A 19,926-nucleotide genomic window follows, 5' to 3' on the forward strand; every position below is an offset into this window, starting at 1 on the left:
CTCCCGGGATGCAGCAACCAGTCCCCGGTGCCTACGATCGAAAAGGATCCCGGGACCTGGTCGGGGCCCCGGACTCCTCCAACGGCCAGTGGGGGGAGGCGCTTGCCCGTGCAGTCCGCACGTCGTCCGATGGCCGTCCACGTCACCTTGGTCGCCGTCGCAACTGTCGTCTACATGACGGTTCCCGGCGCGCGCACACCGGTGTGGGCCGTCATCGGACTCACCGGCGTCTGCGCCGTGCTCGTCGGCATCCGGCTGTACCGGCCCGCCCACCGCTGGCCCTGGTGGGCACTGGCGGCCGGCCTGCTCACCTTCATCACGGGCGACACGTACTACAACGTCATGGAGGAGTACTTCGCCGCCTCCAACCCCTTCCCCTCCCCCGCCGACGCCTTCTACCTCGCCACGTACCCGCTCTTCGCGACCGGCCTGTACGGTCTCATCCGCTACCGCTGGGCGGCCAACGACCTGCCCAGCCTGCTCGACGCGCTGATCTTCACCGCTGGGCTCGCCCTGCCGGTGTGGGTGTACCTGGCCCAGCCGCTCGCCGAGGTGGAGGGCCTGACCTGGCAGCAGCGGGTCATCAGCATCGCCTACCCCCTCGGTGACGTGCTGGTCCTGGCCCTGCTGGCCCGGTTGCTGACCCCGAACCCGGTCGACGGCAACAACCGGTCGGTCCAGCTGCTGGTGGTCGGCACGGTGACCCTGCTCGGGTTCGACATCGCCTACGGCATCCTCCAGCTCAACTCCGTGTGGCAGGCCGGCACCCTGCTGGACTCCGGGTGGATCGTCTTCTACACGGCCTGGGGCCTGGCCGCGCTGCACCCCTCGATGGCCGCGCTCACCGCCGCCGTACCGCAGAAGCGGGCCCCTCTTCCGCCGCCCCACCGGCTCGTGACGCTGGCGGCGGTCACCCTGATCGCCCCGGGAATGCTGCTGTACGGGGCGATCAGCCACCGGGACCACCACGCGGCGGTGATCGGCGCCTTCTCGGCCGTGCTGTTCCTGCTGGTCATCCTGCGGCTGGCGGGCATGGTCGTGGCCCACCGGGGCGCCGTGGCCCGTGAACTGGCCCTGCGCCGGGCGGCCGGATCGCTGGTGTCCGCGTTCGGGCGGCAGGACGTGGTACGCAGCTGCGAGGCGGCCGTCGGCATGTTCCTGGGGCCGGCGGTCCCCCACCGGACCCTGCTGCTGTCGGCCGAGCAGGCCGCGCGCCTGCGGCCCCGCGAGGCCCGCCGAGTGGCCCCCGCGGACCTCGGCCCCGACATCGCGGCGCGACTGGAGGGACTGCCGGCCGTCCAGGTGTGCCCCATGACCTCGCCCGACCGCTCCGCCACCCAGGATCCCGGCGTCCTGCTGGTCGCCGGCCCTCCGGGTCTGCTCGCCGAGACACGCGGCTCCCTGGAGATCCTCGCCTCCCACGCCGGGCTCGCCATGGAACGGGTCCTGCTGCGCCAGGAGGTGATCCGCCGGGAGAACGAGGCCTACTTCCGCACCCTGGTGCGCAACACCTCCGATGTCATCCTGATCGTCGAGGACGACGACACCGTCCGGTACGCCAGTCCCTCCGCCGCCGCCCTGTTCGGTACCGGGGACCTCATCGGCGCGTCGCTGCCGGGCCTGGTCGATCCCCGGGACCGGCAACGGGCCGCCCGTGAGCTGACCGCCGTCCGCGACCACGGGCCGCGTGTCTCCCACGACCACTGGTGGGTGCGGCACCGGACCGGGCGGGTGGAGGTGGAGGTGCGCTGCAGCGACTTCCGGGACGAGCGGACCGTGGCCGGCCTGGTGGTCACCCTGCGCGACGTGACCGAGCAGCGCAGGCTGGAGCACGAGCTGACGCAGCGCGCCTTCCACGACGCGCTGACCGGTCTGCCCAACCGGACGCTGCTCCTGGAGCGGATCGAACGCGCCCTGCTGCGCGGCCGCCGCGAGTCGTCCCTGACCTGTCTGCTCTTCATCGACCTGGACGACTTCAAGGAAGTCAACGACACCATGGGGCACTCGGCGGGCGACCACCTCCTGCTCGACGTCGGCAACCGGCTGACCCACACCCTCCGGCGCACCGACACCGCGGCCCGGCTCGGCGGCGACGAGTTCGCCGTACTGATGGAGGACGCCCGGGAGCCGCTCGACGCAGAACTGCTGGCGGCACAGGTGGTGCAGACGCTCACCAGACCGTTCGTGCTCGGCGACGAGACGGTCTCCGTCTCGGCCAGCGTGGGCGTGGCCACGGCCCGCGACAGCACCGACGCCGAGGAACTGCTCGGTCACGCCGACCTCGCGCTGTACGCGGCCAAGGCGGCGGGCAAACGCCAGTGGCGGCGCTTCCAGCCGACGCTGCACGCCCGCATGGTCGAGCGGCACGATCTGCAGAGCAGGCTCGCCCGGGCGGTCGCCGCGCAGGAGTTCACCCTGCGCTACCAGCCCGTCGTGGACATCGACGCGGGCGAGTTGGTCGGCTTCGAGGCGCTGGTGCGCTGGCCGCAGGCCCCGCACCAGCCCGTCGCGCCCGAGCAGTTCATCAGCCTGGCCGAGGAGACCGGGCACATCGCCCCGTTGGGCGCGTGGGTGCTGGAGAACGCGGTCGGCGACGTCGCGGGCCTGCAACAGGTGCCCGGGCCGGCGGCTCCGCCGTACGTGAGTGTCAACGTGTCCGCGCGCCAGTTCCGCGACGCCGGGTTCGTGGACCAGGTCGGCCGGGCACTGCAGACCCCCGGGCTCGCCCCGGGGTCGCTTCAGCTGGAGCTGACGGAGACGGTGCTGCTGCGCCGGGACGCCCAGATCCAGGCGGTGCTGGAGACCCTCAAGGAGCTGGGGGTGCACATCGCGGTCGACGACTTCGGCACGGGGTTCTCCTCGCTGCGCTATCTGCGGGACTTCCCCGTCGACGTACTGAAGATCGACAAGACGTACATCGACGACATCACGCGCGACGCCCGGCAGGTCGCCCTCGTCGAGGGCATCGTCCGCATCGCCGACACGCTCGGGCTGCAGGTGATCGCGGAGGGCATCGAGGCTCCGGCGCAGCGGGACATGCTGGCCGCGATGGGGTGCCGGTTCGGGCAGGGCTTCCTGTTCGCCCGGCCGATGACAGTGGAGCAGGGCGAGCGGGTGCTGCGGCAGGACGGCGGGCGCTTCACACCGGGTTCCGCCGGCACGAACGGCCGCCCGGCCCGCCCTTCCGCTCGGTCGGCCACCGCCGAGAAACGCTCGGCGGACCTCGAACACCTGCGGCGCACCAGTCCGATGAGCGACGCGGTCATCGACGAGGTGCGCGGCCGCCGCATCCGCAGCCGCGGCCACTGGCTGACCGACTTCGCCTCCTGCAACTACCTCGGCTTCGACTGGGACCCGGAGATCGCCGCCCGCATCGATCCCGAAGTGCGCCGGTGGGGCACCCACCCCAGCTGGTCACGGCTGCTGGGCAGTCCGCGGCTGTATCCCGCGCTGGAGGAACGCCTCGCCGAGCTGCTGGGCGCCCCCGACACCCTGCTGCTGCCGACCCTGACCCTCATCCACGCCTCGGTGATCCCGATCCTCGCCGAGGGCGGTCACATCTTCGTCGAGGCGAGCGCGCACCGGACGGTGTACGACGGCTGCGTGGTCGCCCGCGGGCAGGGCGCCACCCTGCACCGCTTCCACGCCGAACGGCCCGAGGAACTGGACGCGCTGCTCTCCTCGGTGCCCGCGCGCACGACCCGGCTCGTCTGCATGGACGGCGTGAACAGCATGACCGGCAACATCCCCGACCTGCCGGTGCTGGCCGCGCTGTGCCGCGAGCAGGATGCGACGCTGTACGTCGACGACGCGCACGGTTTCGGGGTGATCGGGGAACGCGCGCCCGCCGAGCCCTGTCCGTACGGTATGCGCGGCAACGGCGTGGTGCGGCACACCGGCGAGTCGTACGACGGGATCGTGCTGGCCGGCGGCTTCTCCAAGGCGTACTCGTCGCTGCTGGCGTTCCTCGCGCTGCCCACCGACCTCAAGAACCGTCTCAAGACGACGGCGGCCCCCTATCTGTACTCCGGTCCCTCGCCCACGGCGTCGCTGGCCACCGCACTGGCCGGACTGGAGGTCAACGACAGGCGAGGAGACCTGCTGCGAGCCGACCTGTACCGCAAGACCGTGCGGGTGCTCGACCATCTCGCGGACCTCGGCGTGAGGACTCTCAACACCGACCGGCTGCCCATCGTGGAGATCCCCCTGGCCGATCCGTCCGACCTCGACGCGGTGGCCGCTTTCCTGTGGCAGGAGGGCATCTACGTGACCCTCGCCGCCCACCCGCTCGTGGCCCGTGACCGGGTCGGTTTCCGGGCGCAGATCACGGCCCTCAACTCCGACGAGGACATCGACCGGCTCAACGCCACCCTGACCGGGCTGGCGGAGCGCTTCCGGCTGCAGCCGAGGGACTGAGGAGGTGGATACGGTGACGATGACGCACAACGACGACGTGGACTGGGACCGTTGGCCGGTCGCCGACTATCTCGCCGAGAACTACCGGGAGTTGCACCCCGCGGACGCCGAAGTGATCGCCCACCACTCCGCGTTCTACCGGCGTCTGGCCCCGGGCGGGGTCGCCCGCTCGGTGGAGTTCGGTGCCGGGCCCAATCTCTACCCGCTCATCCTGGCCTCCGCGGCGAGCCGCCGGGTGGACGCCGTCGAGGCCGGCGCGGGCAATGTGGCCTATCTGCACCGGCAGATCGTCTGCGGGCCGGACGCGAGCTGGCTGCCGTTCCACGCCCTGTGCCGGCGCCTCAACCCCGACCTGCCGAGGACCCTCGCCGGGTCGCTGGCGCAGGTGCACGTCATCCACGCGGACGTCCGGGACCTGGAGCCGGGCGGCTACGAGCTGGCGTCCATGCACTTCGTCGCCGAGGGGGCCACGGAGGACCGGGCCGAGTTCGCCGACTTCTGCCGGGCCTTCGCCCGCTGTGTGGTGCCGGGCGGGTACCTGCTGGCCGCGTTCATGGAGAACATGCCGACCTACCGCATCGGGCCGACCTCGCGCTGGCCGGGCTGTCCCGTGAGCCCGGCGATCGTCACGGACGTGTTCGCACCCCTCACCCAGGAGCTGTCCGTCACCCGCGTCGACACCGATCCGACGCTGCCGGACTACGGAGACTCCGGGATGGTGCTGCTCACGGCGGTGACGGCGGACGGACGGGGGTGAGCGGGCGTCCCACTCGTCCGGAGGCGGGCTGTCGGAGGGACGCTTATCGTGATCGGAGGGCGCCGATGGGCGTCCTTGGAGGCATGGATGCTCGCCAAGGTGACGAGGCGACGATGCGCTGTGTCCGGAGCCGTCGGGCTGGCCCTGCTCGGCGCCGGGCTGCCGGCCGTGGCCGCGGACGGCTCAGGACCTGACCTGTCGCGCTTCTACGGCCAGAAGATCAAGTGGTCGAAGTGCGTGGGCATGGAGACACCGAAGGATCTGCAGTGCGGAAAGGTCACTGTTCCCCTCGACTACGCGAAGCCCCGCGCGGGCAGCCTCGACCTGGCACTCGCCCGCTACCGGTCCACGGCCAAGCACAAGCGCGGTTCGGTGCTGATCAACTTCGGCGGCCCGGGCGGCGCGGGAGTGCCCGCGCTCGCGGCCTACGGCGACGACTTCATGGGCCTGACGGACGAGTACGACGTGGTGTCGTTCGACCCGCGCGGAGTGGGCCGGTCCTCGCCGGTCAGCTGCGGCGCCGGCACCGACGCGGCACTGGCGGCCACCGACGACGCGACGGCCGTCGCCCAGAATCCGCAGGCCGTGCTCGGAAGGCTGCGGGAGGCGGCCGCCGAGTGCGCCAAGCACTCCGGGCCCGTGCTCCGGCACATCGGCACGGTGAACGCCTCCCGCGACCTGGACGTCATGCGCCAGGCCCTCGGCGACAAGAAGCTCAACTACCTCGGCTTCTCCTACGGGAGCCGGCTCGGGGCGGTGTACGCGACCCAGTTCCCGAAGAAGGTGGGCCGGCTGGTGCTGGACGGTGTGGACACCCTCACCGAGCCGCTGTCCGTGCAGGGCGTGGCGGGAGCGGCCGGGCAGCAGACGGCGCTGGAGGACTTCGTCGACTGGTGCGTGAAGGACGTCGCCTGTCCGTTCGGCACCGACGCGCGCGGCGCCCGGGAGCAGGTCCTACGACTCGTGACGTCGCTGGACGAGGACCCGGTGCCCACGGGATTCGGCCCCGACTTCACCGGACAGGACCTCGTGGGCGCCATCGGCCAGGCCCTCTACAGTGAGGCTCTGTGGCCCTCGCTGGAGCGGGCGCTCGCCGAGCTCGTGGAGGACGGTGACACGGCGGGGGTCCTCAGCTTCGCGGGCGGCGGCTCCGGCTTCCTCACCCGCGCGCGCCCGCTCTCCGACGACCCGACGCACGCCCCCCTCGTGGACGCGGAGGACGTGCCGCTCGACAACCTTCCGGCGGCGCTGATGGCGGTCAACTGCGCGGACGATCCCGACCGCCCCGGCGCCGACCGGATCACCGCGGACCTGACCCGGCTGCGGGCCGCCTACGAACAGGCGTCCCCGGTCTTCGGCCGCTACCGGCTCACCGAGTACCTCATGTGCTACGGCCGTCCGAAGGGCACCGACTTCATCCGCGAGAAGGTGCGCGACGTCCCCACCTCGAAGATCCTGCTCGTCGGCACCCGGGGCGATCCGGCGACGCCGTACCGCTGGACCGTGGAGACCGCGCAGCGCCTCGGCGACTCGGCCGTCGTCCTCGACAACAAGGGCGAGGGCCACACCGGTTACGGCTCCTCCAAGTGCGTGCACCGCAAGGTCGACGACTTCCTGCTGTACGGCAGCCTGCCGCCGAACGGCAGCTCGTGCGGGGCCGAACGCGACGAGTGAGGCACCCCCTGGGCCGCCCTAGGACTCCCAGTACGCGAGCCGGTGCATCGCCGTCGCCGCGCCGGTGAAGCCGTCCTCGCCCAGCACCTCGCGCAGGTCCGCGTCGAAACGGTCGACCTCCCGCAGGGCCTCGGTTCCGGAGTCGGTCAACTCCAGTACGACGGCCCGGTGTTCACGCGGGTGGGTGCTCTTGGTGACGAGGCCCGCCGCGGTGAGCCGTCCGACCGGTCCGGTCACCGCCGGCTCGCGCAGTCCGAGCGTGCGGGCGAGCCGCTGCCGGGTGATGCCCGGCTCGTCGCGCACGGCGAACTGGGCGCCGAGCCGGGCCGTGGTGTCAGCAATGAAATACCCTGAATGACCGATCAAGTTGCCCCAAATGCCTGATCGGCCGATCGGCCCTATGGTGCTGTTATGGAGCACGCACTGAGCCCTGCGACCCTCTCCGAACTGCGCCGCCCGCGCACCTATCCGGCGGTGTCCGTGCTGACGCCGACCCACCGCCGCGAACCCGAGAACGCCCAGGATCCGGTCCGGCTGCGCAATGTGGTGGCCGAGGCCAAGAAGCAGCTGGAGACCGACCCGGCGGTCCCCCGGGAGCGGCGCATCGACGTCGCCCGACAGCTCGACCAGGCCCTCGCCGAGATCGATCTGGCGCACACCGAGGACGGACTGGTGATCTTCGCCGCGCCGGGCGAGCACCAGGTGTGGTCCCTGGCCCGTCCCGTTCCCGAGCGCGTGGTGCTGTCGGACACCTTCCTGACCCGCAACCTCGTCTCCGCACAGGCCTCCGAGCGGCCGTTCTGGGTGCTGTCGGTCTCCGCCGACCGCGCCACCCTGTGGAACGGCGGCGTCGACCGGGTCACCGAGCACCGCGGCGGCGGCTTCCCGCTGACCAGGACCCGTCAGAACTTCGACGCCGAACGCCTGGAGCGGATCGGCGACATGCCGAGCACCTTCCGGGACGAGGACACCCGGCACTTCCTGCGGGACACGGACACCGCGGTGGCCAAGCTTCTGCGTGAGGAACCGCGGCCGCTGTACATCACCGGCGAGACCGCGGCGCTGTCCGCGCTGGACGACGTCGGCAGCGTCACCAAGGGCGCGGTGCACGTCCCGCACGGCGGTCTCGCCCACGGCACCCCGGACGCGGTGTGGCAGGCGGTCGGCCCGCTGGTCGCCGCGGAGGCCCGCAAGAGCACCGACGCGGTGACCCGCGAACTCGAATCGGCGCGCGGACGGCGGGCGTTCGCGGCCGGCGTCGACGAGATCTGGCAGAGCGCCAGGGAAGGCCGGGTACGACTGCTGGCCGTCGAGGAGAACTACCGGGTGACCGTCCGCGACGAGGGCGGCGACCATCTGGTCCCGGCCGGGAGCGGCGACCTCGACGCCCGCGAGGACATCGTGGACGAGATCGTCGAACAGTGCCTGGAGACCGGCGCCGACGTCCGCTTCGTGCCGGACGGCACGCTGGGCGGCGTCGACGGGATCGCCGGGGTACTGCGGTACTGAGCGGGAGAGCGGTCACCGAGCCGCCGTACACCGCTCATACGCTCCCGAACAGGGCGCTGAGCCCCCGCTCGACGGTCTCGTCGAGGTCCTCCTGTCCGGCGCCGACCAGCAGGTAGGTCCGCAGCAGGAAGCCGCGCAGGGTGGGTGTGGGGAACTGGAGGAGGGCGAGGCCGTACGGCGAGTGGAACTCCACGACCGTGGTGTCCCGGCCGCACGGCCAGATGTGCACGTCCCCGCCGCCGGCCGGCCCGCGCAACCCCTCCTCCAGCAAGGCACGGGCGAAGGTCCAGGTCACCCCCTGCCCGTCCAGGGAGACCTCGGACGGAAAGTCGACGCACACCGCAAGCGGGTCGGTGGCGCGGTAGCGCAGGGTGGCGGGGACGGGCAGTTCCTGGTTCTCCGCGGTGATCAGGCGGGCGCGGGGCGGGCTGCTCGAAGGTCGTGTCCATGTTCTTAAGGAGCTCGCAGACCCCCTTCGCATTACGCCAGAACGAGGGTGAATTATGTGACCTGCATCACACTCGTCCCCCCCGATCGGCCTGTGCCACACTCCTTGGAACACAGGACCGTCGAACACATAAATGAACACGGGGCCGACGACCCAAGAGACCCACCAAGTCACGTACGTCACCTACGACTTGAGGGATCGAACAGGGTAGACGGCAAGCCCGGTACGACCACTCTGCGAAGACTGTGGCATATGCCAGAAGCACCACCGTATCGTGTGTTGCCAAATCCCTTACAGCGCGTCGCGGCCTGTGCCACAGTCGTAACGGTCCCTCTCCGTCCCGCCTTGGCCGAACCGTCCCCGCATCGGAGTGCGTCATGCCGTCCCACCTCTCCGCGGACCGCCCCGCCGCCCAACCGCCAGGACGCGGCTCGGTCGACGCGCTCATATCGCAGACGCGGCGGCTCAAGGGTGACGTGGACGCCGTACGACGGGACGCCCCCAGCGACGACGCGGACCCCCAGGAGCGCTGGCAGCGCGCGCTGTACGACCTCGCACTGCACCAACTCAGCGACCTGGACGCACACTTGGCCCAACTGCGGGACGGCCCACCGCCCGTGCCCTCGGCAGCCGGGGCGGACCCGGCCGCGCGAACCGCGCCGCCCGCTCCCCGGCGCGGCTCGCTGCTCAGCCGGGTCGGCAGCGCCGAGTGGAACCTGCTGACGGACGAGGCCAGTTGGTCGGGGGAGCTGTACGAGATCCTGGGCCGCGACCGCACCGCTCCCCCGCTCACCCTCGACGAGCTCCCTTCCCTGGTCCTCGACGAGGACAAGCCGAAGCTGACGGTCATGGTCACGGACTGTCTGGTCGACGCCCAGCGCATCGACGGCGAGTTCCGTGTCGTGCGCCCGGACGGCGAGGTGCGCACCGTCCACATGATGGGCGAGCCCGTGCTCGCCGCCGACGGCAGCACCGCCTCGATGTGGGCCGTGCTGCGGGACGTCAGCGAACTGCGCCGCAGCGAACGGGCGGTGAGCGAGACCCGTGACTCGTTACAACGCCACCGGCAGCGCGCCCAGAGCGAGCACCGGCTCGCGGTCGAACTGCAGGAGGCCGTGCTGCCGCCGTGGCGTGGCTCCCTGCGGCTCCCGCACCAGGGTGCCGAGACCCTGGACCTGGCCGCCCACTGTCTGCCGTCGTCGTCGAGCGCCCTGATCGGCGGCGACTGGTACGACGCACTCGAACTGGCCGACGGCGAGACCCTCCTCAGCGTCGGCGACCTCACCGGCCACGGAGTCGCCGTGGCCTCCGGCATGGCGACCCTCCTGGGCGCCGTGCGCGGCATGGCGATGGCGGGCACCCAGCCCGGCCAACTGATGTCCCTGCTCAACCAGTTGCTCGACGCCACCGTGCAGCCGGCCCTCGGCAGCGCGGTCTGCTGCCGCTACCGGCCGAAGACCCGCACCCTCGTCTGGGCGCAGGCCGGGCACCCCGCCCCGCTGCTGTTCCGGGGCGGGACGGGGCGCCGACTGCACTCCCCCGACGGCGTGCTCCTCGGCGCGACCTCCGGAGCCGTCTACGCGCAGGCCGAGGAGACCCTCGAACCGGGCGACCTCCTCCTGCTGCACACCGACGGGCTGGTGCCCGGGCGTGACAACGCGGCTGCCGTGAACCGTCTCCTGGACCTGGCCCCCCGGTTCGAGGGGGCGCGCACCGCGCAGGACTGTGTGCGGACGGTCGTGGAGGAGTTCGGCGAGACCGAGCGCGAGGACCACGCCTGCGTGCTCATCGCCAAGGTGACGTCATAACAACCTCACGCCCGTGTGCTGTTGCCACCCCTTCCCTTCGGCTTCGGCAGCGCCAGCCTGATCTCCTCGCGCAGTTCGTTGATCTTCGGGTAACCGGAGTACTCGGCGGTGAGCCGGTACATCTGACGCAGCCGGTCCCAGGTGCGGTGGGAGGAGTTGGAGCCCATCGAGACCAGCGCCAACCGCGCGTAGCGGTCCGCCTGTTCGGGGTCGTCGGCGATGAAGCAGGCCGAGGCCATGGACAGGAAGTCGAAGATCTTCGACCGCTGACGTCCGTCGACCCGCAGGGCGAGGGCCTTCTCCGCGTAGTGCTGGGCGTGCGCGGCCGCACTCGGATCGTGCTCCGCCAGCGTGCGGTAGGCCAGGGCCTGCATGCCGTACAGGTCCTCCTCCTTGAAGGTCTGCATCCAGCTCGGTGACGGCACGTCGCTCTTGTCGGAGACGAAGAGGTCCTCCGCCTGACCGAGGGTGCGGCGCATCGCCTGGCCCTTGCCCATGGACGCCTGTGCCCAGGCCTCGATGGTGTAGAGCATCGCCCGGGTGCGGGGCAGCACCTGTTCGCCCGAGCCGGACCGGGCGAGCTTCATCAGGTCGAGCGCGTCGTCGGGCCGGCCCAGGTGCACCATCTGGCGGGCCGCCCGGGAGAGCGCCTCGCCGGCGCGGGGCCGGTCACCGCCCTCCCGGGCCGCGTGGGCGGCGATCACGAAGTACTTCTGGGCCGTGGGTTCGAGGCCTACGTCGTGGGACATCCAGCCCGCGAGGACGGCCAGGTTGGCGGCGACGCCCCACAGGCGCCGCTGGAGATGGTCGGGGTGGCGGTAGGCGAGCATGCCGCCCACCTCGTTGAGCTGGCCCACCACCGCCTTGCGCTGCAGCCCGCCCCCGCGGGCCGCGTCCCAGGCCCGGAACACCTCGACCGAGCGCTCCAGTTCCTCGATCTCCTGCGACCCGATGGGGGCGGCCTCGTAACGGTCGAACCCAGCGGGGTCGGCGTGCAGGGGGTCGTCGAACTGGGGGGCATCGGCGGTGAGGGCCGGATCGGTGTGCAGCCAGTCGTGCATGGCGCTGCTGAGTACGGATCCCGCGGTGAGCGCGGCACCCGCGCCCACCAAGCCGCGTCGGTTGAGCATGAGGTCCATTCCCGTGAATTCGGTGAGGACCGCAGCGGTTCGGTCGGGCGCCCACGGCATGCCGTCGGGATGTTCCGCGCTCCCGTCGCCCTGCCGTTTTCCCGTACGCCCGTGCCGGACCAGACCGAGGTCCTCGATGGTCACGACACGGCCGAGACGCTCGGTGAACAGAGCTGCCAGCACCCGCGGCACGGGATCGCGCGGGATCTCTCCCATGTCGATCCAGCGCCGCACCCGGGAGGTGTCGGTCGACAGCTGGGGATGGCCCATGGCCGCCGCCTGCCGGTTGACCAGCCTCGCGAGTTCACCCTTGGACCAGCCGGCCAGGCCGAACAGGTCCGAAAGTCGGGCGTTGGGTTGTCCGCTCACGTCAAGCCCCCAGGTTCTCGGCTGAGTTGACAGTAGCCCCGTGTCAGTTGCTCCGGGACTATTCGCCAGGGTTCGCCAGGGTGCGCCAGATGGTGTGCCACGGGGCATATGCGCTGAGGTAGGAACGCGCCACCCCGACCCGGACCGCACAGGGACATTCCCCAGGGTGCACCCGGTGATCCGGGTCGGGCGGCGCACTGCTTCTCCAGGCACAGCAGGCACACGAAGGGATCTGTCTCGCCCATGTACGCAGCATCGTCCTCCGTGTCCGCCCCGCCCCGGTCGCCGCGTCTCCGCCCGGGCGGTGGCCCCTACCTCGACCCCGCGCGGCCGACGGCCCCCGTACCGGGTACGGGCAGGGCACGGCGCGTTCCGGGGCTCGGCACCCAACCGCTCAGCGGGAGACTCGACTTGTCCGGCCCCCAGGGCGCCCAGCTGCGCACGGCGATCGCGTCGGTGCACCGGATCTGCCCGGAGTTCGCCCCGGTGCAGGTGCTGCGCCGCAGCGGACGCTCCGTGCTCCTGGTCGGTACGACGGGACGCAGCACGGCCGTCGCCAAGTGTTTACTCGACCACTCCCCTGTATGGGCCGAGCGGATCCGGCACGAAATAGCCGCCTACCGCTCGTTCGTCCGGCACCGGCCCCCGGTGCGCGTGCCGCGGCTGATCGCGGCGGACCCGGACAACTGCACCCTGGTCATCGAGCGGATGCCCGGCCGGGTCGCGGCGCTGCACCGGCATCCGGCGGAGGCCCCGCCGCGCGCGGACATCAGGGCGGCGCTGGGCGCGGTGTGCCGGCTCAACGCCTGGCGGCCTCCGGCGGGCACCTTCGACGCCCCGCTCGACTACGCGGCCCGCATCTCCCGCTACCACGAGCTGGGGCTGCTGACCGACCGGGACATGGGCGACCTCCAGAAGCTGCTGCACGGCATCGCGCACTCCGCGGGCCGGCAGGGCATGGGCCAGTTCTGCCACGGCGACGCACTGCTCTCGAACATCCTGCTCTCACCGGCCGGTCCAGTGCTGGTGGACTGGGAGCACGCGGGCTGGTATCTGCCGGGCTACGACCTGGCGACGCTGTGGTCGGTCCTCGGTGACGCCCCCGTGGCGCGCCGTCAGATCAGCCAGATCGCCCAGTCGGCGGGCCCGGCCTCGCGGGACGCCTTCCTGGTGAACCTGATGCTCGTGCTGACCCGCGAGATCCGCACCTATGAAACGGCCGTGCAGCGTTCGATGCACGACTCGACCCCGGCGGCACCGGGCGCTGCCCACCCGGGTGCTGCGCCGTCCGGCGAGGAACAGCGGCTGCTGCTGAGGCGGCTGCACGACGACTGCCAGCTGGCCCGTCGGGCCGTACGCGCGGCGGTCGGCACTCGCTGAGGGGACGGAGGTCCGCGGTGCGCCCTGTGGAGCGGCGTGCCGCGGACCTTCGTATGTCCGCGGCACCTTCGTGGGTGCCGGTCAATGGTGTAGCCCACTGACGCCCCGCAGGCCCGCGGGCGTGCGCCACGAAACTCCCGTAACCCCGCATTGACATGGGAAATCCCCTGCCTCTGGGCATGATTGACGGATCGTCGACAAGCCGGTAGCACTGACGCACGTCCGGCCCCGCTCGGCTCATCGCGCCCGATCGTCTCTGGAGGCTGCATTGCGAGGATCCGCCACCGACCCCAACAGAGCCACCCGGCGGGTGGTCGGCACGTTGGCCGGCACCGCCCTGCTGCTGCCCCTGCTCGGCGCGGCCCCGTCGGCGGCCGAGGACTCCTCGGCCGGTCTCCAGCGCGCCTTCGCCACCGCGGCCGCCGAGTACCACGTGCCGCAGAGTGTCCTGCTGGGCGTCTCGTACCTCCAGTCCCGCTGGGACACGCACGCCGGCGCGCCGAGCGTGACCGGGGGCTACGGCCCGATGCACCTGACCGACGCCCGCACCGCCCTCGCCTCGGCGCCGCACCACAGCGAGGGCACGGAGGACGCGCGCGGCGACAGCGCCCGCACCGCCCTGCTGCCCGACACGAGGATCCCGCAGCCCGCCGGGCTCCCGGCCCGCCTGGAAACCCTGCCGAAGGCCGCCGAGCTGACCGGCCTGAGCGCACGGGACCTGCGCACCGACCCCGCGGCGAACGTCGCCGGCGGCGCCGCGCTGCTGGCCGCCGCCCAGCAGGAGCTGGGTGAGCCGCTGAGCCAGGACCCCGCGGACTGGTACGGCGCGGTGGCCCGCTTCTCCGGGGCGGACGACAGCGCGACCGCGGCGGCGTACGCGAACGACGTCTTCGACGTGCTGCGCACCGGCGAGGAACGCACCACGGACGCCGGTCAGCAGGTCGCCCTGGCCGGTCGGCCGAACCTCGCCCCCGACACCGCGCAACTCGCCCGGACGGGCCTCAGGAAGCTCGGCGCCGGCGACACCGAGTGCCCGAAGACGGTGTCCTGCGAGTGGATCCCGGCGCCGTACGCGGAGTTCGGGGACAACGACTACGGCAACCACGACCTGGGCGACCGTCCGGCCTCGCAGAGCATCAAGTACATCGTCATCCATGACACGGAGGGTTCCTGGGAGGGGGTCCTCAACCTGGTGCAGGATCCGACCTATGTGTCGTGGAACTACACCCTGCGCTCGACCGACGGTCACATCGCCCAGCATGTGAAGGCGAAGGACGTGGCCTGGCACGCGGGCAACTGGTACATCAACGCCAAGTCGATCGGCCTGGAGCACGAGGGCTTCCTGGCCAGTCCGGACGCCTGGTACACGGAGGCGATGTACCGGTCCTCGGCGCGGCTCGTGAGGTACCTCTCCGCGAAGTACGGCATCCCGCTGGACCGGCAGCACGTCCTCGGCCACGAGAACGTGCCGGGCCCGACCACCTCGACCGTCGCCGGCATGCACACCGACCCCGGCCCGTACTGGGACTGGCGGCACTACTTCGAGCTGCTGGGACACCCGTTCAGAGCCACCGCCCCCAAGTGGGGCGGCCTGGTGACGATCCGGCCCGACTACGCCGCCAACCAGCCGCAGTACACGGGCTGCGTCACCAAGGGCGAGCCCTGCGCGTCCCACGGTTCGAGCGAGGTGCGGCTCTACTCGGCGCCCGACGAGAGCTCCGCTCTCATCACGGACATCGGGCTGGGCGGCAGGGCTCCGACGATCGACGTCAACGACCTGTCGTCGCGGGTCTCCACGGGCCAGCAGTACGCGGTCGCCGGGCGCGACGGCGACTGGACGGCGATCTGGTACCTGGGCCAGAAGGCCTGGTTCAGGAACCCCGCGAGCGACCCGACCGCGGTGAACGCCGCCGGTCTCGTGGTGACGCCGAAGGAGGGCCTCGACAGCGTCCCGGTGTACGGCCGGGCCTACCCCGAGGCCTCCGCCTATCCGACGGGGGTTCCCGCGCAGGCGGTGTCGCCGCTGCCGTACAAGGTGCTCAAGGGCCAGAGGTACGTGATCGGTGACCGGGTGCCCGGTGAGTACTACTACGCGGTCACCTTCACGACGGACTCGCACAAGGTCGTGGTCGGCAAGGATCTGTACTACGAGATCCAGTACGGCCACCGGGTGGAGTTCGTGCGGGCCGCTGACGTCGATGTGAAGCCCTCGGTGCAGCATCAGCCGGGGCAGGTGCGCCGGTAGGGGACGTCCGGGAGGTAACGGCTCCACTCCTCGGGGGTGAGGCCGCCGCCGGCCCGGCGGCAGACGGTGTCGGCGGCGTCGGCCGACCCGATCCGGTAGGTCTGCGGCGGGGCGTGCCGGCCCGCCGCGCGCAGGGTGCTCCCGTCCGGGCCGAACGTCAGGGCCTGGACGGTGTCCCCCGGTGTCGGCAGCGGTGATCCGACACGGCGGCGGGAGTCGACGTCCCACAGCTGCAGCGTGCCCTCGTCGCCGGCGACGGCGAGGGTGCGGGCGTCGGGAGCGAAGGCCAGGGCCGAGACGTACTGGTAGGTGGTGGTCTCGGGGTCGGCGAGGACGCCGAGCCGGCGCTTGAGCCGGCCGTCCCACAGCACGACCCGGCCGGAACCCTCACCGACGGCCAGGTAGCCGCCGTCGGGACTGAAGGCCAGGGCGGTGCCGCCACCGGTGAAACGGGTGGCGGGAAGCCGGGTGCCGGAGGGGAGCCGGTAGGCCTCTCCGCCGGTGGTGACGGCGAGGTCGCCGTCGCGGTGCACGACCGCGTTCCCGGAGGTGTCCCTCAGGACGGCGGCGGTCCGGCGTCTGCCCAGGTCCCACACCCAGGAAGGCCATGAGTCGGGGGACATGGCCTTCCGGGGTCTTCAAGGAGCTGTCGAAGAGGGTTCAGCCCTGCTGGAAGAGCTCCGCGGGCAGGGGCTTGAGGAGGGCGTACAGGTCGTCCGTGATCGGGCGGTCCCAGGCGGCGATGGTCACCAGGACGTTGTCGCTGCGGTCGAACTGGACGCAGGAGATCCGGCTCTCGGAGAGCTTGAGGCGGCGCACGATCAGGAGGTTGTCGCCCTGCATCACCGGCACGTCCTCGGTGTCGGTGACGGTCACCTCCTCGTCGTTCTCCAGGGCGATCAGCAGCTGGGCCACCTCGAAGGGGACCTGGCCCTCGGGGACGTCTCGGGCCGGGGAGCTCTCGGGGAGGTTGCCGATGATCATCGCGGGGCCGCGGCCGCCGAAGAGGTCGTAGCGCAGAAAAACGCCCTGGCAGGTGCCGTCGGGGGCGGGCAGGAGCCCCGCGCCGAGGTTGCCGGGCCAGTCGCCCGGGTCCATGGCCAGTACGTCGAAGTCTGGACCGGCGGGGGTTGCGCTGCGGCGGCGGAGGAACGACATGCGCCCATCGTAATGGGCTCTCACGTGGTCGTGCGGGTACAGGTGCGTGGCTGCTGGTCGCACTTTCCAGCCGCCCTCTAGGGGCGGTCACTCAGCGTTCGAAGGCCGGTGCTGTCCGTTCCGAGCTTGCGGCAGACGGCCGACAGCAGGCGTGTCACCGTCTGGCCGTCGGCGTCGAGTTCCTTCGCGATCTCCCCGTCCGTGTGCCCCCGCGCCGCCAGGCTCGCCGCCGTGCGTTCGCGTGCCGTGAGCGTGTCCGTCTCGGTGCTGTGCAGGCGGCGGGGGCGCAGGCCCGCGGCGATCAGTTCGTCGCGGGCGGTCTCGATCAGGCCGTCGGCGCCGCACTGGACGGCTGTCTCGAGGCCCCGGTAGAGGTTGTCCGCGGCCTCCCGGGCGCGACCCGCGCGACGGAGTTCCGAGCCCAGTGCCACCAGCGCGCAGGCGAGCTCGTAGGCGGCGGGAGAACGTTCCAGATGGGTGACCGACTCCTCCAGGAGCTTCACCCGGGCCGAGCCCGGCGAGACCTCGGCGGCCAGCCGGAGTGCCTGGCCCACGGCGGACGGGGCCCCGAACTGCCGGGCCCGTGCCACTGCTTCGAGGGCCGTGGTGACCGCCCGTTCGGGGGCGTCGTGGCTCTGGGCGCGGGCCAGGTGGAGCTGCCAGGGGCACCACGCGGGGTTGCGCATGCCGCGCGGTTCCAGACGACGGCCGGCGGCGGCGAGTTCGGCGGCCGCGTCCTTCGCCAGGCCGCGGGCCAGCAGCAGCTCGCCGCGCACGGTCTGGGCGTCGGGGAAGACCACGACGGCCGGATAGGGGGCCCCGAAGGAGTAGTCATCGGCGATCTGCGCGGCCTCCTCGACCCGGCCGCGGGCCAGCAGGACCTCGATCAGGATGCCCACGGCGTACCAGTGGGCCGGGGTGCCCGGACCGACGCGCTCGGCCAGCCGCAGCCCGGCGCGGACGAAGTCCTCGGCCTCGGCGAGGCGGCCGCGGCGGAAGCGGACGTAGGCGAGCAGGGTGTAGGCGAAGGAGAGATGGGCGCCGCGCCAGCCCTGGCGTTCGAAGTCGGCGATCCCGGCGGCGAAGAGCTCCTCGGTGCGGCCGGGCCGGTCGGCGTAGGTGAAGGCGAGGGCGACCAGGACGGGCACCTCGAAGCCGCGGTCGGGATCGGCCCAGCCGAGGCCGCCGGCGAGGGCACGCTCGGCGTGGTGGAGGGCGGTGGGGGCGGGTTCGCCCCGCAGGACGGCGTCCCAGGTACGCAGGCCGATGATGTACCGCTCGGTGAGGTCGCGGCCGGTGAGACGGTCTGCGAGCCTCGCCATGCGGCGGGAGCGGGAGGGGTGGTCGGGTTCGTCGGCGCGGAAGGCGTCCCACATGAACTGTTCGGCGACCATGCGCAGCTTGACGCGGGCGTCGCCGGTGACCTCGATCTCGCGGGCGAGGGTGTCGGAGGCCTCGGCGAGGCGGTCGCTGTGGGCGAGGACCTGGGAGAGCCGGTAGACGATGCGGTGCCGCAGAGCGGAGTCGGTGACGGGTTCTTCGAGGGCGGCGCGCAGGTGGTTGACCGTGGTGCCCGGTTCGGTGAGCAGGGAGGCGCTGCCCAGTTCGTACAGGACGGCGGCGCGGTCCTCGAAGGGCGGGGGTTCGCGCAGGGCGCGGGCGAGATAGCTGCGGGCCGCGTCGGGGGCGCCGGAGCGCAGGGTCTCGGCGGCGGCGGCGCGCAGTTGCTGCACGACCCAGGGGTCGCCGTCGGGGTGGGTCTCCAGGAGGTGGCGGGCGGCCGCGGCGGGTCCCCGTCCGCCGTCGACGACGCACCAGGCGGCCTGACCGTGCAGCGCGACGCGGAAGCCGGCCGGGATGGCCCGGTAGACGGCGGTGGCGATGAGCGGGTGGACGAACTCCAGGGATTCGACGCCGGTGAGGATGCGGGCGCCGCGCAGGTCGTCGGCCGCGTCGGCGGCCTCCTCGTGGCCGAGTCCGGCGACGGCCGCAGCGAGGTGGGGATGGATCTCGGTGCCGAGGACCGCGCAGGCCCAGGCGAAGCGGACGGTCGAGGCACCGAGGCGTTCGAGGCGGGCGACCAGGCCGCTGCCCTTGACGGCGGCGGCGAGGTCGCGGAGAAGGTGGGCGGCGTCCTCGGTGGGGGCGACCCCGCGGTCGTGCACCTTGGCGGTCAGTTCGACCGTCTCGAAGGGGTTGCCGGCGGTGACGGCCCAGCACTCCCGGCAGAACGCGTCGTCGGCGTGGGCGCCGAGCGTCTCCCGTACGAGGCGGGCGACGGCGACGGCGCTGAGCGGTTCCAGGTCGAGCGGACGTCCGCCGGCCCGGCCGGGCAATGCCCTGAACGACTCGGCGTGCTCGGGGAGTTCGTCGGGCCGGTAGGCGACGACGACCAGCATCGGGAGTTCCTCGGCCCGGGGTGCGAACGCGGACAGCCAGCCCAGGGACTCGGGGTCGGCCCAGTGGGCGTCGTCGAGCACCAGCACCATCGGGGCGCGCAGGACGGCGAGGTGGGTGAGGACCCAGTCGAGTCCGTCGCGCAGGCCCTGCGGGTCGGGCGGCGCTCCGTCGGTCGGGGCGCACAGGCCGAGTGCGGGGCCGACGATGTCGTACCAACTGCCCAGTTGGGCACGGAGATCGACTTCGCCCGCGCCGGCGAACTGCGGCTGGAGGAGTTGCCGGGCGACGTGGAAGGCGACGCGCTGTTCCTGGTCGCCGCCGCGGGCGGCCAGGACGGTGCAGCCCCGGGCGGCGGCGCGGCGGCGGACCTCGGTGAGCAGGGTGGTCTTGCCGATGCCGGGGCGTCCGGCGACGGCGAGCAACGCTCCGCGGGGGCGCTCGAGCGGTTCGGCACCGTCCGGACGCAGCCCGGTGAGCTCACCCAACGCCTCGTCGACGGTGGCGAGTTCACTCTCCCGCTCCAGGAGAGTCCTTCGGCTCCGAACACCGCGCTGCATCATGGCGCACCCCCCGTCACGGCGGCACACCCGCGCGGGGAGCGGGCGCACACCGTGACCTACAGGCACCTCAGC

At 72.2% G+C, this 19,926-nt stretch carries 12 protein-coding genes and 1 pseudogene; 7 read left to right on the plus strand and 6 right to left on the minus strand.

The features are described 5' to 3' along the window. Nucleotides 1–129: 129 nt before the first annotated feature. The 3 genes from RKD20_RS03880 to RKD20_RS03890 all read left to right on the plus strand — a co-directional run bounded on the left by RKD20_RS03880 (nucleotide 130) and on the right by RKD20_RS03890 (nucleotide 6,847). Nucleotides 130–4,416 carry an aminotransferase class I/II-fold pyridoxal phosphate-dependent enzyme gene (locus RKD20_RS03880; RefSeq protein WP_424883139.1) on the plus strand — a complete coding sequence of 1,429 codons (4,287 nt, stop codon included), beginning with the start codon at nucleotides 130–132 and terminating at the stop codon, nucleotides 4,414–4,416. Between the two features lie 19 nt (nucleotides 4,417–4,435). Beyond that, nucleotides 4,436–5,173 (plus strand): class I SAM-dependent methyltransferase, encoded by a 738-nt coding sequence (locus RKD20_RS03885; RefSeq protein WP_424883140.1) that lies wholly within the window; start codon nucleotides 4,436–4,438, stop codon nucleotides 5,171–5,173. A gap of 87 nt (nucleotides 5,174–5,260) precedes the next feature. Next, nucleotides 5,261–6,847 (plus strand): alpha/beta hydrolase, encoded by a 1,587-nt coding sequence (locus RKD20_RS03890; RefSeq protein WP_424876399.1) that lies wholly within the window; start codon nucleotides 5,261–5,263, stop codon nucleotides 6,845–6,847. 18 nt (nucleotides 6,848–6,865) lie between these two features. On the opposite strand, the gene RKD20_RS03895 is transcribed toward RKD20_RS03890, so the two are convergent. After that, a complete protein-coding gene (locus tag RKD20_RS03895) occupies nucleotides 6,866–7,213 on the minus strand; it encodes a MarR family winged helix-turn-helix transcriptional regulator (protein ID WP_424876400.1) in 348 nt (115 codons plus the stop codon). A gap of 45 nt (nucleotides 7,214–7,258) precedes the next feature. On the opposite strand from RKD20_RS03895, the gene RKD20_RS03900 reads away from it, so the two are divergent. Further along, nucleotides 7,259–8,356, plus strand: a complete 1,098-nt coding sequence (locus RKD20_RS03900) for a chemotaxis protein (protein WP_424876401.1) — start codon at nucleotides 7,259–7,261, stop codon at nucleotides 8,354–8,356. Nucleotides 8,357–8,390: 34 nt separating this feature from the next. Here RKD20_RS03900 and RKD20_RS03905 read toward each other — a convergent pair. Further along, nucleotides 8,391–8,805, minus strand: a pseudogene (locus RKD20_RS03905) (SsgA family sporulation/cell division regulator). Between the two features lie 376 nt (nucleotides 8,806–9,181). Between RKD20_RS03905 and RKD20_RS03910 the strand changes: the two are divergent. Further along, entirely contained in the window at nucleotides 9,182–10,612 is a 1,431-nt protein-coding gene (locus RKD20_RS03910; RefSeq protein WP_424876402.1) for a PP2C family protein-serine/threonine phosphatase, read from the plus strand. A gap of 5 nt (nucleotides 10,613–10,617) precedes the next feature. Here the strand turns inward: RKD20_RS03910 and RKD20_RS03915 are convergent, their stop codons facing one another. Further along, complete coding sequence (locus RKD20_RS03915; RefSeq protein WP_424876403.1) at nucleotides 10,618–12,111, minus strand: hypothetical protein; 1,494 nt, start codon at nucleotides 12,109–12,111, stop codon at nucleotides 10,618–10,620. A 243-nt stretch (nucleotides 12,112–12,354) separates the two neighbouring features. On the opposite strand from RKD20_RS03915, the gene RKD20_RS03920 reads away from it, so the two are divergent. After that, nucleotides 12,355–13,491, plus strand: coding sequence for an aminoglycoside phosphotransferase family protein (locus tag RKD20_RS03920; RefSeq protein ID WP_424876404.1), 1,137 nt, complete (start codon nucleotides 12,355–12,357; stop codon nucleotides 13,489–13,491). Between the two features lie 268 nt (nucleotides 13,492–13,759). Beyond that, the gene (locus tag RKD20_RS03925) at nucleotides 13,760–15,736 is read left to right on the plus strand and encodes an N-acetylmuramoyl-L-alanine amidase (RefSeq protein ID WP_424876405.1); all 1,977 of its coding nucleotides are present in this window, start codon (nucleotides 13,760–13,762) and stop codon (nucleotides 15,734–15,736) included. On the opposite strand, the gene RKD20_RS03930 is transcribed toward RKD20_RS03925, so the two are convergent. From RKD20_RS03930 to RKD20_RS03940, 3 genes are all read right to left on the minus strand, one after another. After that, nucleotides 15,712–16,359 (minus strand): WD40 repeat domain-containing protein, encoded by a 648-nt coding sequence (locus RKD20_RS03930; RefSeq protein WP_424876406.1) that lies wholly within the window; start codon nucleotides 16,357–16,359, stop codon nucleotides 15,712–15,714. The genes RKD20_RS03925 and RKD20_RS03930 overlap by 25 nt on opposite strands. Before the next feature lie 37 nt (nucleotides 16,360–16,396). Further along, nucleotides 16,397–16,894 carry a hypothetical protein gene (locus RKD20_RS03935; protein WP_424876407.1) on the minus strand — a complete coding sequence of 166 codons (498 nt, stop codon included), beginning with the start codon at nucleotides 16,892–16,894 and terminating at the stop codon, nucleotides 16,397–16,399. A 77-nt stretch (nucleotides 16,895–16,971) separates the two neighbouring features. Then, the gene (locus tag RKD20_RS03940; protein WP_424876408.1) at nucleotides 16,972–19,854 is read right to left on the minus strand and encodes a helix-turn-helix transcriptional regulator; all 2,883 of its coding nucleotides are present in this window, start codon (nucleotides 19,852–19,854) and stop codon (nucleotides 16,972–16,974) included. Nucleotides 19,855–19,926: the final 72 nt, after the last annotated feature.

The organism is Streptomyces sp. SLBN-8D4, assembly GCF_049739545.1.
GTDB lineage: Bacteria > Actinomycetota > Actinomycetes > Streptomycetales > Streptomycetaceae > Streptomyces > Streptomyces canus_C.

Excerpts from the sequence above, each read along its gene's own strand:
- RKD20_RS03880 (WP_424883139.1), top strand. The coding sequence starts at position 130 with ATGGCCGTCCACGTCACCTTGGTCGCCGTCGCAACTGTCGTCTACATG.
- RKD20_RS03885 (WP_424883140.1), top strand. The coding sequence starts at position 4,436 with ATGACGCACAACGACGACGTGGACTGGGACCGTTGGCCGGTCGCCGAC.
- RKD20_RS03890 (WP_424876399.1), top strand. The coding sequence starts at position 5,261 with ATGCTCGCCAAGGTGACGAGGCGACGATGCGCTGTGTCCGGAGCCGTC.
- RKD20_RS03900 (WP_424876401.1), top strand. The coding sequence starts at position 7,259 with ATGGAGCACGCACTGAGCCCTGCGACCCTCTCCGAACTGCGCCGCCCG.
- RKD20_RS03910 (WP_424876402.1), top strand. The coding sequence starts at position 9,182 with ATGCCGTCCCACCTCTCCGCGGACCGCCCCGCCGCCCAACCGCCAGGA.
- RKD20_RS03920 (WP_424876404.1), top strand. The coding sequence starts at position 12,355 with ATGTACGCAGCATCGTCCTCCGTGTCCGCCCCGCCCCGGTCGCCGCGT.
- RKD20_RS03930 (WP_424876406.1), bottom strand. The coding sequence starts at position 16,359 with ATGTCCCCCGACTCATGGCCTTCCTGGGTGTGGGACCTGGGCAGACGC.
- RKD20_RS03935 (WP_424876407.1), bottom strand. The coding sequence starts at position 16,894 with ATGTCGTTCCTCCGCCGCCGCAGCGCAACCCCCGCCGGTCCAGACTTC.
- RKD20_RS03940 (WP_424876408.1), bottom strand. The coding sequence starts at position 19,854 with ATGATGCAGCGCGGTGTTCGGAGCCGAAGGACTCTCCTGGAGCGGGAG.